Source organism: Bacillus thuringiensis (assembly GCF_001595725.1).
Lineage (GTDB): Bacteria > Bacillota > Bacilli > Bacillales > Bacillaceae_G > Bacillus_A > Bacillus_A thuringiensis_K.
In genome coordinates this window covers 3,301,727-3,320,877 of the sequence record NZ_CP014282.1, presented here as the reverse complement: position 1 = coordinate 3,320,877, position 19,151 = coordinate 3,301,727, and the positions used below count along the sequence as shown (strand labels likewise).

Here is a 19,151-nt window from a genome sequence, read left to right as displayed (position 1 = left end):
GGATAAATTTATGAAAGTTAATAAAGTTGAGAAAATCTATCCATTGTCAAATATGCAAAAGGGGATACTGTTTCATGCTATTGAAGATAAAAATTCAGATGCATATTTTGAACAAATTATATTAGATATAAAAGGTTATGTAGATGAAACTATTTTTGAGGAAAGTTTCAACGAGATTATGAAACGGCACGAAGTGTTAAGAGCATCATTTAATTATAAATTGGACGAGCCATTACATGTAATATTAAGGGATAGAAAAATTAAGTTTAGCTACAATGATGTAAGTAATTTAGATTTAAACACTAAAGATTTATATGTGGAAAAATATATAGTAGATGATAAGGTGAAGGGCTTTGACCTAACAAAAGAAACCCTTATGAGAATTTGTTTGATCAAAACAAATGATAACTCATATAAAGTAATTTGGAGCTTTCATCATATATTACTTGATGGTTGGTGTATTGGGATTATATTAGATGAGTTATTTACTATCTATTCACATAAAATGAAAGGTGAAGAGCATCAATTAGAAGATCCTAGACCCTATAGTGATTATATAAATTGGCTAAATAATCAGGATAATGAAGAAGGATTGAAGTATTGGAGTAAGTATCTGGAGGGGTATGAGTCAACTGCTACCCTCCCTAAATTTAATAACTCTAGTGCTGGAAAGTATCAGAGAAGAGAAAAAGTGATAGAGTTTTCAAAAGAGTTAACTGATAAGATTACACAACTGGCAAATAAAAATAACGTCACCTTAAATACAGTGATGCAGAGTATTTGGGGGCTTATTCTAGCGAAGTATAACAATAGTGAGGATGTTGTTTTTGGAACAGTTGTCTCAGGCAGAGATGCAGCTGTAGAAGGTATAGAGAATATGTTAGGTTTATTTATAAATACAATACCAACTAGAATAAAGTTTCAAAGTGAAAAATCATTTAAAGAGGTTTTAAAAGCAACTCAACATGATGCAATAGAGGGTAATGATTATAATTATATTAATTTAGCCGAAGTTCAAGCTCTTAGCAACTTAAAAAGTAATCTTATTGATCATATATTAGTATTTGAAAATTATGCTATTGATGAAAAAGGATTGGAAGAAAAGGAAAGTGGATTAGGGTTCGAAGTTGTATCTGTAACCGACGAAGAGAGAAGTAATTATAGCCTAAGCCTTACTGTAGGAATAGGAGAGAAATTGAAACTAACAATTGTATATGATGAAAATGTATATGAAGAAAGACTAATCAACAATTTAGAGTGTCATATTCAAAATGTAACGAAGCAAGTTATCGAAAATGATGCTAAGAAATTGATCGATATAGATTTAATTTCAGAAGAGGAAAGAAACATCCTTCTTTATAAATTTAATGAAACAACCGTTGAATATCCTAAAGATAGGTTGATACATCAATTGTTTGAGGAACAGGTTGAGAAGACACCTGACCGTGTGGCAGTTAGCTTTAAAAGTAATAACCTAACTTATAGGGAATTAAATGAAAAATCAAATCAAATAGCTAGACTACTGCGAGAAAAAGGTGTTCAATCAAACACAATTGTAGGAATCATGGTGGACCGTTCTTTAGAAATGATTATAGGAATTATGGGGATTTTAAAATCCGGAGCGGCGTATTTACCAATTGATCCTGAGACTCCTAAAGAGAGAATTGACTACATGTTACAAGATAGTAATGTAAAAGTTTTATTGACTCAAGATAGATGTATAAGTCAACTTAATTTGAATGTGGAGTTAATTAATTTAGATCAAGAGAATTTTTTAAGGCTAAGTACAGATAATTTGAATTTGATAAATCATTCAAGTGATACAGCTTATATCATTTATACTTCAGGATCAACAGGAACACCAAAAGGAGTAGTTATTCCGCATTATAGTGCAATTAGAGTAGTTAAGAATACAAATTATATTGAAATTAATGAGAATGATACGATACTACAACTTTCGAATTATGCTTTTGATGGGTCTATATTTGATATTTATGGTGCGCTTCTAAATGGTGCAAAGTTAATAATGGTTGAGAAGGACACTGTATTAAGTCTTGTTAAACTAGCTAAGTTAATAAAGGAAGAACAGATAAGTATTATGTTTATTACCACAGCTTTATTTAATGCGCTTGTAGATTTAGAAATAGATTGTTTAGATAAAATAAGAAAAATATTATTCGGTGGTGAAAGAGTTTCAGTTTCACATGTGAACAAAGCCCTTGAGAAATTGGGCAAAGATAAAATTATTCATGTTTATGGTCCAACTGAAAGCACGGTATATGCTACTTATTATTTTGTTAATGAAGTAACTGAGGTTATCCCAATAGGAAAACCGTTAGCAAATACTTCGGTTTTTGTAGTAGATAAAAATTCTAACCTGCTTCCACTTGGTGTGCCTGGAGAACTATGTATTTCTGGAGACGGATTAAGTAAAGGGTATTTAAATAACGAGAGATTAACAGTTCAGAGATTCGTTCCAAATCCGTTCATTCTAGGAGAGAGAATGTATCGAACAGGAGACCTTGTGAGAATGTTACCTGATGGAAATATTGAGTTTTTAGGAAGAATTGACCATCAAGTGAAAATTCGTGGTTTCAGGATTGAACTGGGTGAGATAGAGAGTCAACTTCTAAAACATAAGGAAGTAAAAGAAGCTGTTGTTATCGCAAGAGAAGATAATAGTCATCATCAATATTTATGTGCGTACTTTACTTCCGAATCATCGAAGGGCGAGATTAGGGTTCAAGAAATTCGAAAGTTTTTGGCAAAAGAGTTACCAGAGTATATGATTCCTGCTTTTTTTGTTCAGCTAGACAAGCTACCACTTACTACAAATGGGAAAGTGGATCGAAAGGCTTTACCAAGTCCTGATGAAAGTTCGGTTGCAGGAGTAGTAGAGTATGAGGCACCAAGGAATACAGTCGAAGAAAAGCTTGTATCCATTTGGCAAGATATTTTAGATATAGAAAACATAGGAATTCAACACAACTTTTTTGAAATTGGAGGCCATTCACTGAAAGCGACTACGATGGTTTCTAGAATCCATAAGGAACTTATGGTGGAGCTACCTTTACGACAAATCTTCCAAACACCTACTATAAAAGGAATTGGAGAATATATTGACTCTACGAAAGAAAGTGTATATGCATCGATCAAAAAAGTAGAAGAACAGGATTATTATCCGCTCTCATCTGCCCAAAGAAGACTCTACATTTTAAACAAAATAGAGGGTAGCGGAGTATCTTATAATATGCCTTTCGCTATGAAAATAAAAGGTGATTTGGATGTTCATCAGCTTGAGAATACATTCTATAAACTAATCGAAAGACATGAGGCCTTAAGAACTTCTTTCGTAATGGTAGATGGTGAACCAGTTCAAAAGATTGAAAAAGAGATAGATTTCCAAGTGACGTATAGAGAAATGGGTACCAATAAGCTAGATGATATGATTAATGGATTTGTTAAACCGTTTGATTTGGAGAAAGGTCCTCTTTTAAGGGTTGAAATTATACATGTCACAGATGATGAGCACGTGATGGTCCTAGATATGCACCATATCATTTCAGATGGAGTTTCAATGAACATTTTAAATAGAGAGCTCTGTAAACTGTATGAAGGGAAAGAGTTATCCCCATTGGACCTACAGTATAAAGATTATGCAGTATGGCAAAAAGACTTGTTTACTCAAGAGGAAATGAAGAAGCAAGAAGAATATTGGATAAATGTTTTTAAAGAAGAAGTACCTATTTTAAATATGCCAACAGATTATAAAAGGCCGCCGACACAAAGTGTTGAAGGGGCTCGAAGAAGTTTTGAAATAGATAGTGAGTTGACAAAGAACCTTAATAGAATTGCAAAAGAAAATGGGGTTACCATGTATATGCTTCTGTTAGCTGGATATACAACTTTACTTTCAAGATATACGGGTCAAGATGATATTGTGGTAGGATCTCCAATTGCAGGAAGAAGCCATCATGATTTTGAAAATATTGTCGGAATGTTTGTGAATACCCTTGCGATGAGAAATTATCCAAATGAAGATAAAACATTTCGTAATTATTTAAGAGAAGTAAAAGAAAATGCATTAAAGGCTTATGAAAATCAAGATTATCCTTTGGATGAACTGGTTGAAAAGTTGGACTTACAAAGAGATATGAGTAGAAGTGCATTATTTGATACGATGTTTGTGCTACAAAACTTAGATACCTCTAATGAAGAGATTAAAGGGTTAAGTTTTGAAACATATGATAGTGAACTTAATATAGCAAATTTTGATTTAACATTATCAGCAGTAGAAACTAATAACATCATAAAATTTGATTTAGAATATTGTACAAAATTGTTTAAGAAAGAGACAATAGCTAAAATATCAGAGCACTTTGTTAGTATTTTAAGAGAAATTACTAATAATCAGGAAGTTTGTTTAGGTCAAATAGATATGCTTTCGGGAGAAGAAAAGCACATTCTTTTGAATGAATTTAATGAAACTTATATGGATTATCCAAAGAATAAAACCATTTATCAATTATTTGAGGAGCAGGTAGAGAGAACTCCAAACAAGGTTGCCGTAGAATTTGAGGGGCAACAAGTTACTTATAAGGAGCTCAATGAAAAATCCAATCAAGTAGCTAGAGTACTTTATGATAAGGGTGTTCATCCAGAAATGATTGTAGGAATTATGGTGGAACGTTCTTTAGATATGATTGTCGGTATCATGGGTATATTAAAATCAGGGGCAGCGTATTTACCAATAGACCCTGAATATCCTGAAGAGCGAATTAAATATATGGTAGAAGATAGTAACGCAAAATTCGTATTAACGCAGATTCATTTATACGATAAACTTCATTTTATCAATAATGAATGTATAACTAAAATCTCAATTAATGATGAAACAATAAAAAATCAAGAGCAAATTAATATGGAAAGGCGTAATAATAGAAATGATTTAGCCTATGTCATTTATACGTCTGGTTCCACGGGTTTACCAAAAGGGGTGTTAGTGGAACATCATTCCTTAGTCAATTTATGTAATTGGTATGTAGATTTTCATAAAATAACAGAAAGAGATCGAATTACAAACTATTTGAAAGTCTCATTTGATGCATCTATTGGAGAAATTTTCCCTTGTTTAATCACCGGAGCTACTTTGCACGTTTTAGGCAAAGATATGAGGCTTGATCTAGATAAATTAAATGAATATATGAATAGTAAAGACATAACAGTTGCAACATTCCCATCTAAGGTAAGTGAACAATTTATATTACAAGATAATCATTCTTTAAGAATGTTAGTATCCGGTGGCGAAAAGTTAATTTTAAATAAGAATACTCGCTATCAACTTGTAAATGCCTACGGTCCAACCGAAAATACAGTAGTAACTACAAGTTTCTTAATGAATAAAAATGATGATAATATTCCAATTGGAAAACCGGTGTATAATACTAAAGTTTATATAGTAAATAAGTATAATCAGCTTTGTCCAATTGGAGTAACAGGAGAGTTATGTATATCTGGAGTTGGATTGGCAAGAGGTTATTTAAATAATCCAGCCTTAACTGCCGAGAAATTTGTGGGAAATCCTTTCGTCAGTGGAGAAAAAATGTATCGTACAGGTGATCTTGTAAGATGGATGCCTGATGGAAATGTTGAATTCATAGGAAGAATTGACCATCAAGTAAAAATACGCGGGTATAGAATAGAACTTGGTGAAATAGAGAGCCAGTTGTTAAAACATCAAGATATAAAAGAGGTCGTAGTAGTAGCAAAAGAGGATAAGAAAAATCATACGTATATAAGTGCTTATATTGTGTCTGAAAAAGCAATATCTTCAGCCAAGATAAGAGAATTTTTAGAAAAGGAACTTCCTGATTACATGATTCCCTCTTATTTTGTTCAACTTGACCAGTTACCACTTACATCAAACGATAAAGTGGATCGAAAAGCACTTCCAGAACCAGATAGAAGTAGTCAATCAGGGGTAGAATATGAGGCACCAAGAAATGAAATTGAAACACATCTTGTTGAGATTTGGAGGGATATCCTAGGCATAGAGGATATAGGGATAAATCATCATTTCTTTGTATCAGGTGGAGATTCTATTAAGGCTCTGCAAATTGTGTCCAGATTGTCTAGAATAAATCTTAAGTTAGAAGTGAAAGATCTATTTGCAAACCCTAAAATTAAAGATCTTAGTAAGTATGTAAAAAAGCAAAACAAACGGTTAAAACCTTATGAAATAGTTACAGGAGAAGTAATATTATCTCCAATTCAAAAATGGTATTTTGAGAAAAATAAAGAAGAACTAGATCATTTTAATCAATCATTTATGCTGTTTAGGGAAGATGGATTTGATCAAAAGAGAATAGAGAGAGTCTTTAATAAGATATTAGAGCAGCATGATGCCCTGAGAATGATTTATAGAGAAAATGATGGAGAGATCATTCAGTATAATAGAGGCTATAAGGATAACCTCTTTGATTTATACGTTCATGATGTTGAGGGAGTAGAGAATAAGGAAGAGAAAATATATGAATTAGCGACAAATATCCAAAAGAAATCTTCCATCAAAAATGGTAAACTCGTTAATCTTTGTTTATTTAAAACGAATCAAGGTGATCATCTGCTTATTACCATTCATCATCTTGTAGTAGATGGAGTATCATGGAGAATAATATTAGAAGATTTTGAAACTCTATATTCTCAGGATTTAAGAGGTGAGAAGTTAGACGTTGGATTCAAGACTGAATCCTTTAAAGAATTTTCCTCTAAGCTGAGGGAGTATGCTAGTAGCAATAAATTATTAAAGGAAAAAGAGTATTGGCAAGAGATAGCAAATACTGAGGTTGCATTTATACCTAGAAAAAAAGAGCTCAAAAGTGACACATTCGAAAATAGTAAAACAGTTAGTATTTCTTTAAATAAGGAAAAGACTATAAGTTTATTAAGAAAATCCAATAGAGCATACAATACAGAAATAAATGATATATTGTTAACTTCCTTATTATTAGGTGCTAGAGAGATAACAAGTGAAAATTGTATAAAAATAAATATGGAGGGACATGGAAGAGAAGATATCTTAGAAAATGTAGATATTAGTAGGACTGTAGGTTGGTTTACAACTATGTATCCAGTACTTATAGATTTAGGCAATGAGACCGATCTTGCTACTAATATAAAAATGGTAAAAGAAACTTTAAGGAAAATTCCTAACAAGGGAATCGGATTTGGTATACTAAAATATTTATCAAAAGAGAAGTATCTATTAAATGAACAAAAAGCACCAATTTCATTTAACTATTTAGGTGAAATGGATAATGATGTTAACAGAAATGAATTTTCTGAATCAAAATTTTCTTATGGGGAAACAATTGGAGGAAAGATTTCAAGAAATAATTCGATAGAAATCAATTCGATAATTATTAATAATGAATTGGTTATAAATACTACCTTTAATGAGCTAGAGTTTGATGAACTAACAATCAGGAAATTAAATGATAAGTTTAAAGAAAGTCTTGAAACTATAATTGATCATTGTGTTAGTCAAATAGAGGTGGAAAAAACGCCTTATGACTATGGGGATACTAAATTAACTCTAAGTGAACTTAAGGATATTAAAGAAAAGTATAAAGATTTCGAAATTGAAAAGATTTACCCGTTAGCAAATATGCAAAAAGGAATGCTGTTCCATGCTTTGGAAAACAAAAATTCAAAAGCATATTTTGAACAAACTGTCATGGATATAACAGGATACATTGATGTAGAGATATTAAAAACAAGTTTTAATAAAATCATGCAAAGATACGAAATACTAAGAGCATCATTTGAATATGAAATAGTTGGGGAGCCTAGACAAATAATAATAGCGGATAGAGAAATAGGTGTTCAATATTGCGATATAAGTGAAAGAGGAACTATAGAAAAAGAGTTATTCATAAAAAATTATAGAGAAGAAGATACAGAAAAGGGATTTAACTTAAGTAAAGATACTTTAATGAGAGTATGTTTGATTAGAACAGATGAAAACTTATATAAATTGGTATGGAGTCATCACCATATTTTATTGGACGGTTGGTGTCTTGGAATCGTATTAGGTGAGTTATTCACTGTATATGGAAAATTAATAAATGGTGAAGAATATGAGTTAGAAGAAACGAAACCTTATAGCGATTATATAAAATGGCTGGAAGAGCAAGATAAAGAAGAAGGTAAAAGTTATTGGGAGCAATATTTAGATGGTTATGAAGAGAAAGCGCAAATACCAAAATTACAGATTACTAAGAATAATAGTGAGTATTTAAGAAGAGAAAAAGTAATTGAATTTTCGAACGAATTAACAAATAAGATTACACAGCTTGCTAATAGGAATAGCGTAACCTTTAATACAGTATTCCAGAGTATTTGGGGTATTATTTTGGCGAAGTATAATAATACAGACGAAGTAGTATTTGGAACTATTGTATCGGGAAGGGAAGCACCAGTAGACGGAATTGAAAAGATGATTGGTTTATTTATTAATGCCATTCCAACTAGAATAAACCTTGGAAAGAATCAGAAGTTTAAAGAGGTTTTAACGGTTGTACAGAGTGAAGCTATAGCTAGTAATAATTATAACTATATGAATTTAGCTGAAGTTCAAGCAATGAGTAAATTAAAGAATGATCTTATAGATCATATAATTGTGTTTGAGAACTATGCTGTTGATAAACGTATTGCCGGAAATGAAAAAATGGATATAGGTTTTGAGGTAGAAGATATACATGCAGAAGAGCAGAGCAATTATAGTTTTAGTATTGCTGCAACTCCAGGTGAGCGGTTAAATTTAGTTTTGACTTATGATGGAAATATTTATGATGACAAAATAATAGATAATATCGAAATGCACATTAAAAAAGTAACTGAACAAGTGATTGCAGATGAGAATAAGAAAATAAATGAAATAGACATAATTGCAGAAGAAGAAAGAACAACTTTATTGTATGAATTTAATGATACAAAAGTAGATTACCCAAAAGAGAAGACGATCCATCAATTGTTCCAAGAACAGGTAGAAAGGACACCTGAAAATATTGCAGTTGTGTTTGAAAATAAACAATTGACTTATTGGGAACTTAACGAAAAATCTAATCAAGTCGCTGCTCTGCTAAGAGAAAAAGGTGTGAAATCTAATACTGTGGTTGGTATTATGGTTGAACGTTCGATTGAAATGATAGTTGGTATGATGGCGATATTAAAAGCCGGGGGAGCATACCTTCCAATTGATCCTGAGTATCCAGAGGATAGAAGAAGATATATGTTGGAAGACAGTGGTATAGAAATATTGTTAAAACAAGAAAATAAACAAGTAGATTATGATTTAACTTGTATTGATATAAATGTACAAAAGATTAAGGATAGATTTACAGAAAACTTGCCTAGTCTAAATAAGTCCGCTGACATGGCTTATATAATATACACTTCAGGTTCAACTGGAAAACCAAAGGGTGTAATGGTGAATCATAAATCTATTCTCAATACGTTATGTTGGAGAATAGAATCATATCAATATAGTGACAGTGATATTACGTTACAGATGCCTTCTTTCTCTTTTGACAGCTCTGTTGAAGATATTTTTACTACTTTGCTTTCTGGAGGTAAATTAATTTTAATAGAAGATATAAGAATGAATTTCAGTAAATTTATAAATATTATTCAAAATAATAAAGTAACTAATTTGTTAGCCGTTCCAAGCTATTATAATAATCTATTAAACACTATTGATAAGCCTTTATTAGATTTGAGATTTGTGACAATTGCAGGTGAAGGTTTTAATGAAAATCTAATTACAAAACATTTTCAGAAAATACCTCACGTAAAATTGTTTAATGAATATGGTCCAACAGAAAATAGTGTTTGTTCTACAATATGTGAATTAAAACAGGAAGATCAGAAGGTACTTATTGGTAAACCAATAAGTAATAACAGGGTTTATATCCTTGATATGGAAAATAATTTAGTGCCATTAGGAGTTGCAGGTGAACTTTGTGTAAGTGGGGAAGGTTTGGCACGTGGTTATTTAAACAGACCAGAGCTCACAGCGGAGAAGTTTGTTCCAAATCCATTCATTCCAGGGGAAAGGATGTACCGGACAGGAGATCTTGCAAGGTTATTGCCTAATGGGAATATCGAATTTTTAGGTAGAATTGACCATCAAGTGAAAATTCGAGGTTTCAGGATTGAACTTGGTGAGGTAGAGAATCAACTTTTCAAACAGAAAGAGATTAAAGAAGCCGTTGTCATCGCAAGAGAGGATAATAATGGTCAACCATATTTATGTGCTTATTTTACGTCTGAAACACGTAAGAAAGAATCCAAATTACAAGAAATTCGGAAGGATTTGGCGCAAGAGCTTCCAGAGTATATGATTCCTGCGTTTTTCGTTCAGTTGGATAAACTACCACTTACAGCAAATGGAAAAGTGGACCGAAAGGCCTTACCAGAACCTGATGAAAGTGCAGTTGTGGGAGTAGAGTATGAGGCACCAAGGAATGAAGTCGAAGAAAGACTTGTATCCATTTGGCAGGAAATTTTAGGAGTAGAAAAAATCGGTATCAACCAGCACTTTTTTGAAATAGGAGGTCATTCTCTTAAAGCAACTACGATGGTTTCTAAAATCCATAAGGAACTTATGGTGGAGATACCTTTACGACAAATCTTCCAAACACCTACTATAAAAGGGATTGGAGAATTTATTGACTCTACAAAAGAAAGTGTATATGCATCGATCAAAAAAGTAGAAGAACAAGATTATTATCCACTTTCATCTGCACAAAAAAGACTTTATATTTTAAACAAAATAGAGGGTAACGGAGTATCTTACAATATACCGTTCGCCATGAAGATAAAAGGTGATTTGGATGTTCAGCAACTTGAGAAGGCTTTCCATAAATTAATCGAAAGACATGAAGCTTTAAGAACTTCTTTTGTAATGGTAGATGGTGAACCAGTTCAAAAGATTGAGAAAGACATAGATTTCCAAGTGACGTATAGAGAAATGGGTACCAATAAGCTAGATGATATAATCAATGGATTTGTTAAACCGTTTGATTTGGAGAAGGCTCCTCTTTTACGGGTTGAAATCATACATGTTACAGATGATGAGCACGTAATTGTATTAGATATGCACCATATCATATCAGATGGTGTATCAATGGGGATCTTTACACAGGAATTAGCTGAGTTATACAACGGGAAAGAATTATCTCCATTAAGCATTCAATATAAAGATTATTCTGTATGGCAAAGAGAATTGTTTACTCAAGAAGAAATGAAAAAACAAGAAGAGTATTGGATGCATGTATTTAAAGAAGAAGTACCAGTACTAAATATGCCAACAGATTATAAAAGACCGCCAATTCAAAGTACAGAAGGTGACCTTGTACATTTTGAAATCGATAGTGACATATATGTTAATCTTAAGAAGATGGCGAAGGAACATGGTGTGACGCTGTACATGCTTCTGTTAGCGGGATACACAACACTGCTTTCAAAATATACGGGGCAAGAGGAAATCGTAGTGGGATCTCCAATCGCAGGAAGACCTCATGATGATTTGAAACAGATTATGGGTATTTTTGTTAATACTCTTGCAATGAGAAATTATCCAAAACGAGACGTTTCATTCCAGGATTATTTAAAAGAAGTTAAAGACAATGCTTTAAAAGCTTATGAAAATCAGGATTATCCATTTGATGAATTAGTTGAAAAATTAGATTTAAAGAGAGATATGAGCAGAAGTGCTTTGTTTGATACAATGCTCGTCTTACAAAACTTTGACTATGATGATTTTGAAATACAAGGTTTAACTTTCTCACCATATCAAATGAAGGCGCATGTTTCTAAATTTGATTTAACACTTACCGCTGTTGAAGAAGAGCGTAGTATCAAATGTGTATTAAATTACAGAACTAAATTATTTAAGAAGGAAACTGTAGAAAGATTAGCTAAACATTTAATCCAGGTTTTTAAAGAAATTATTGAGAAGCCAGAACAAAGCATTCAGGATATTATGTTGCTTTCAGAAGAAGAAGTGCAGATGCTATTGCAGGATGATAAAGATACAAAAGCTGATTATCCGAAAGATAAAACAATTTCACAATTATTTGAGGAACAGGTGAAACGAACACCTCACCATGTAGCCGTGGTATTTAAAAATCAGAAACTTACGTATCTGGAACTGAATGAAAGATCGAATCAAATGGCAAGGTTGCTTCAAGAAAAAGGAGCAAAGCCAGGGATAACAGTAGGTATGTTAGTGGAAGAATCTCTTGAAATGATTATTGGAATTATGGCCGTATTAAAAGCAGGAGCTACTTACTTACCAATAGATCCTGAACAACTGGATAAAAGAACGAATGTCATTTTAAAGGACAGTAATGCTAGCCTATTGATAGTAAAAGGAGAAAGGAAAGAAACTCTCCAATTTAATGCAGAAGTAATCTCCATGGAAGATGATTCTATAAAAGAGAGGGATACATCAAATTTATTAGTCAATTATAAATGGAATCATAATGCATATATCATCTATACATCAGGTTCGACTGGTACACCTAAAGGTGTATGTGTTCAGCATAACAACGTTGTAAACTACATGACTTGGTTTACAAAGGAAGCGAATCTAAAAGAAACAGATAAGGCAATGTTAGTATCTTCCTATGCATTTGACTTGGGCTATACAAGTCTATATTCATCACTTTTAAATGGATGTGAACTGCATCTCGTTACAAAAGAAGTATATACTAATGCTCAGAAAGCATTACAGTATATAGAAGAACAAGGGATTTCTTATTTGAAATTAACACCGTCTCTCTTTAACGTCTTGGTGAATGATCCGAGTTTCTCAAATAATCAGAGCTGTAAAACTTTGAGATTAGTCGTGTTAGGTGGAGAGAAAATCAATCCAATAGATGTTGAAACATTCTATACACATTACCCAAATCATGCGGTAATGAATCACTATGGACCTACAGAGGCGACAATTGGTTCGGTATATCAAGTTATTGAATATGATACAATGGCAGCTTTCAAAGAATGCCCTGTTATTGGAAGACCAATTCAGAATATGAAGGCTTACGTAGTGGATCAACAAATGAAACTTGTCCCAGAAGGTGTTTATGGTGAATTATGCTTATCAGGAGATGGCGTAGCAAGTGGATATTTAAACAGAGCAGATTTGACCGAAGAAAAATTTGTTCAAAATCCGTTTGAACCAAATAAAAAAATGTATCGGACAGGGGATCTTGCTCGAAGACTATCAGATGGTAGAATTGAGCTTGCAGGTAGGATTGACGGTCAAGTGAAAATAAGAGGTTATCGAATTGAAACAGAAGAGATTAAGCGTCATTTAGTTAAACACGAACAAATTAAAGAAGCATTCGTGATTGACCGAGAAGGTCAGGACGAAAGAAGATATCTATGTGCATATATTACATCCCAGAGGGACCTATCATTTGAAGAATTAAGAGCGTACTTAAAAGTAGAAATCCCTGAATACATGATTCCATCTTATTTTGTTCAAATGGAGCGTATTCCACTTACGGCAAATGGAAAAGTAGACGAAAAAGCTTTACCAGAGCCAGATGTGGGTAAGGGAGTAGATTATGAAAAACCAAGAAATCAGGTAGAAGAAAAACTTGTGAAGGTATGGGAAGATATATTAGGAGTCAAGTCAATTGGGATTAGCCATAACTTTTTTGCTTCGGGTGGAGATTCTATTAAAGCTTTACAAATTATCTCACGTTTATCACGAGAAGGTATCACGTTAGAGATGAAAGATCTATTTACCTATCCGGAAATCAAGTTTTTAAGCAACTATGTCAATATTGAGACAATACAAGAAGGCTCTTATGAAATTGAAACAGGAGATGTGTTGCTCACTCCAATTCAAAAAGCGTATTTTATGAATGGAAAAGAAGATGTAAATCATTATAATCATGCAGTTATGTTGTATAGGAAAGATGGATTCCGTGAGGAAATGATACAAGAAGTTATGGAAGCAATTTTTGTACATCATGACGCTTTACGAATGATTTATAAAGAGGAGAATAATGAAGTACTTCAATTCAATCGAGAAGTGGAAAAGAATCAATTTGGTTTTTATGTTTATGACGTTTCGAGAGAAGATAATCCAGATGTGAAAATTCAAGAACTTGCGACAATATTACAGAAGAAAATTGATATACAAGAAGGACCGCTTGTAAATGTAGCACAGTTTAAGACGAATGTTGGAGACCATCTGTTACTTATTATTCATCACCTTGTGGTGGATGGAATCTCTTGGAGAGTCCTATTTGAAGATTTTGCACTTGGATACAGCCAGCTAATGAAAGGAGAACCAATAGCGTTTTATCCAAAAACGACTTCTTATAAAGAGTATGCCACTCAGCTCAACGAGTATGCTAAGAGTGCAAAAATCCTTAGAGAAAAGCAATATTGGGTGAACACATTAAAGGATAATGTTAACTTTTTAGAGAAAAAAGAGGAAGTTGGACTATTCCGATATGAGGATAGTGATACTTTTAGTACCGCTCTCGGAATAGAGGAAACAAGCCGATTGTTAAGAGAAACAAATCAAGCATATCATACTGAAATCAATGATTTACTGATTAGTGCTCTTTTAATAGCTACAAGGAGAGTAACTGGTGAAAATAAAATTAGGATTAATCTAGAGGGCCATGGTAGAGAACAGATTATAAAAAATGTAGATATTAGCCGAACAGTTGGATGGTTTACAACCAAATATCCTGTATACATCAATTTAGGAGATGAAAAGGACCTTTCAATGACTATTAAAACAGTGAAAGAGTCTCTTAGAAGAATTCCGAATAAGGGAATAGGCTATGGGGTTTTAAAACAATTGAGTGGAGATTCAGATTTATGGAGTATTGAACAGCCACCTATTTTGTTTAATTACTTAGGTCAAATGGATGCAGATCTCAATAATACAATCTTTTCTTCTTCTTGGATATCGGCAGGAGAGTCGATTGGAGGTAAACATACAAGAGAAACACCTATAGAAATCAATGCTATTGTCTTAGATGGAAAGCTCACTATTGATACGACTTATAATACAAAAGTATATGCAGAGGATGTCGTAGTGGAGTTTACGGAAGCTTTCAAGGCTGCTCTTCTTGATGTAATCCACCATTGCATTTCTAAGGAACAGGCTGAAAAAACACCATTTGACTACGGAGACAAAGAATTAAGCTTCGAACAACTAGAGGAAATAAAGGCGAAAAATAGGTGGGGAGAAATAGAAAAGATTTATCCATTAGCTAATATGCAGCAGGGTATGCTATTCCATGCATTAGAAGATCCACAATCAGGTGCATACTTTGAACAACTTGTCATTGATGTCAAAGGGTTTATTGATGTCAACTTATTCGAGGAAAGCTTGAACGATATTATGAAAAGACATGAAATCCTTCGGACAGCAATTGAATATGAAATTACAGAACAACCAAAAAATGTAATTATAAAAGGTCGAAAGATTGGCTTTAGATATCGAGATATTAGACAGCAAGGAATAGATCAGCAAAAAGAAAGTATAACAACCTACATTGAACAAGATCGAGAAAAAGGTTTTGATTTTAGTAAAGATGTCTTAATTAGACTGGAACTTATTCAAACTGATGATAAGGCTTATACAATTATATGGAGTAATCATCACATCTTGTTCGATGGATGGGGCAGAGGTATTATTTTGGGAGAATTGTTCCATATCTATGGAAACAAACAAGTAGGACAGTATCCTAATTTAGAAGAGCCAAGACCATATAGTGATTATATTAGATGGTTAGGAGAACAGGAAAAAGAAGAGGGAATTCAATATTGGAAACAATATTTAGCAGGATATCAAAAACCTGCGAAAGTTCCATCGTTCAAAATTGATAGTACAAGAGAGTACCATGGACAAGAGACGCTCATTGAATTTTCAAGGGAACTTACGAAAAAAATGACTGAATTGGCTAATCAAAATAATGTTACGTTAAACACTGTGCTACAAACTTTATGGGGGATTATTTTAGCCAAGTATAATCATACAGACGATGTTGTATTTGGTTCTGTCGTTTCTGGTAGAGATGCCAAAGTAGCTGGAATTGAAAAAATGGTTGGATTATTCATTAATGCAATTCCAACGAGAATTAATATAAAAGAACAGAAGAGCTTTAAAAATATTTTAAAAGAGGTACAGCAACAAGCAATAGAAAGCCAAGCATACAACTATATGAATCTTTCAGATATACAGTCTCTTAGTGATTTGAAAAGGGATTTAATTGATCATGTAATGATTTTTGAGAATTATGCACTTGATGAACGTTTACTTCAGGAAGAAGAAAGTAAGAGTAGTTTCGTGTTTAAGGATATTAAAGGGATTGAACAAACCAACTATGGATTTACAATAGTTGTCGTTCCAGGTGAACAGCTTGTTCTCAAAATATCATATGATGGAAATCTCTATTCAGAAAAACTCATCCAGAACATAGCAAATCATCTAAAAAATATTATGGACGAAGTTGTGCAAGATGAAAATAAAAATGTGAATCAATTAGAAATCCTTTCAAAAGAAGAAAAGCATTATTTCTTGAATGAGTTTAATGAAACAAAGGCAGAGTATCCAAAAGAAAAAACAATTCATCGCTTATTTGAAGAACAGGTAGAACGGACTCCAAATAAGGTAGCTGTGGTATTTGATAAGCAGCAACTTACTTATAAAGAACTTAATGGAAAATCTAACCAAATAGCTAGGCTACTCCAGAATAAAGGAGTTCAACCAGACACAGTTGTAGGTATCATGCTTGAACGTTCTCTAGAGATGATTATAGGAATTATGGGGATTTTAAAATCTGGAGCAGCATATTTACCAATAGATCCTGAATATCCTGAAGAGCGAATTAAATATATAGTAGAGGATAGTGGAACAAATATAATACTTACAAAAGGTAAAGATGCAGTGAGGTTAAGTAAAGAAATAGTATTTTTAGATGAAGAGTATAATCATTATTCTACTGAAAATATAAAAGTAACAAGTAATACTAACAATCTGGCTTATATGATTTATACTTCGGGTTCTACAGGTATGCCAAAGGGAACTATGCTTAAGCAACGAGGCCTAGTCAATTATATAACATGGGCGAATAAGGAATATGTCAAAGGAGAGGCCTTAGATTTTGCCTTGTATTCATCTTTCTCATTTGACCTTACAATTACATCATTATTCACACCATTAATTTCTGGAAATAAAATAGTTATTTACAATAATGATGGGGATGAACCAATTATAAGAAAAATCTTTAAGGATAATAGAGTAGGTATAGTAAAATTGACACCATCCCATTTAAGGTTGATAAGAGATATTGATAACAGCAATTCAAGTATAAAACGATTAATAGTGGGTGGAGAAGATTTAAAGACTGAGTTAGCAAGAGAGATTTTAAAAAGTTTCAATCATAATGTTGAAATCTATAATGAGTATGGTCCAACAGAAACAACAATTGGCTGTATGATTTATAAATATAGCCTTAATGACGATAAACACATATCGGTACCTATTGGGAAGCCAATTGATAATGTTCAAATTTATATATTGGATGATAATCAAAAGATATTACCAGTAGGAATAGAAGGAGAACTTTATATAAGTGGAGATGGTGTTGCTACAGGTTATTTAAATAGACCTGAATTGACAGCAGAAAAATTTATATCAAATCCATATGTACCTGGAGCAAAGATGTATCGAACAGGGGATCTTGCAAGATGGTTGCCTAGTGGAAATATCGAATTTATAGGCAGAACTGACCATCAAGTCAAAATTCGTGGTTATAGAATTGAATTAGGAGAAATAGAGAATCAAATTCTAAAATTAGATAATATAAAAGAAACAAAAGTTGTTGCAAGAATAGACGGTGAGGATAGTCAGTATCTTTGTGCATATGTTGTTTTAGAGAATAAAGAAAAAGCAATTACTGTTACAGAGATGAGAAGATATTTATCAAAAGAACTTCCAAATTATATGATACCGGCATTTTTTACACAGCTTAAGGAATTGCCGTTGACAACAAATGGTAAAATAGATATAAATTCATTACCAGCACCAGATGGAAATGTCCAATATGGATTAGAATACGAACCGCCAAGAAATGATTTAGAAGAAAAAATTGTTAGCATATGGGAAGAAATTTTAAATATCAAAAAAATAGGTATGAATACTAATTTATTTGATATCGGAGCGAATTCTTTAAACGTTATGACATTTGTTTCAAGGATAGTTGCAGAGTTAAACTTTAGAGTACCGTTTAAAGATGTATTTGATAAACCTACAGTCCGAAGTTTTTCAGCGTTCTTAGAAGGTGCAAAAGAAATGTTAAAGGATTATACAGAGGATTGTATTCAACTTAGTAGCTCAACAAGCACCAATAAAAAACTATTTTGTTTCCCACCTGCTGCTTCAATAGGAATAGCATATATGGGGCTAGCAAAGCATATTGAGTCATATTCGGTTTACAGTTTTAATTTTATTAAATCTGAAAATAGAATTGCACAATATGTTAAAATAATAAAAGATATTCAATCAGAAGGACCGTACACATTAGTGGGATATTCAGCTGGTGGAATTCTTGCATTCGATGTGGCAAAAGAATTGAATAGACAAGGTTTTGAAGTAGAAAATCTTATTCTTATTGATTCAAAATACCGTACGATTGTAGAACAGAATCTTTATACAGAGGAAGAGTGTAAGAGAGAACTTCATGAAAAATTCAATCTGAAAAAATATAAAGATTTAGAAAAATTAGCTAGTGATTATTTGATAGAATTAATTATGAAGTCTTATATGTATGTACAGAGTACAACAACAAATGGCAGTATTGATGGAAATATAAGTTATATAAAATCAGTAAAAGAAAAAGAAGATGAAAATAATTTACTGTGGGAGAATGCTACTACGAAGAATTTCAGGATAATTCAAGGGTACGGAACCCATATGGAAATGTTATCAAATTCAAAGCTAGATATTCTTAAAAAGAATGCTAATATAATAAACGACATATTGGCGTTTGAAACAGTTTAATTTTTGAGAATTGGCATTTCTTTAAAGAAATGCCAATTTTCTTATT

1 protein-coding gene is annotated in these 19,151 nt (G+C 32.5%); it reads left to right on the top strand.

What is annotated here, in order from left to right:
- Positions 1-10: 10 nt before the first annotated feature.
- Positions 11-19,105, top strand: a complete 19,095-nt coding sequence (locus AXW78_RS16590) for a non-ribosomal peptide synthetase (RefSeq protein ID WP_061884453.1) — start codon at positions 11-13, stop codon at positions 19,103-19,105.
- The last annotated feature ends 46 nt before the right edge of the window (positions 19,106-19,151 follow it).

Bases quoted from the DNA above. Each gene is read 5' to 3' on its own strand.
- AXW78_RS16590 (WP_061884453.1), top strand. From the start codon at position 11: ATGAAAGTTAATAAAGTTGAGAAAATCTATCCATTGTCAAATATGCAA.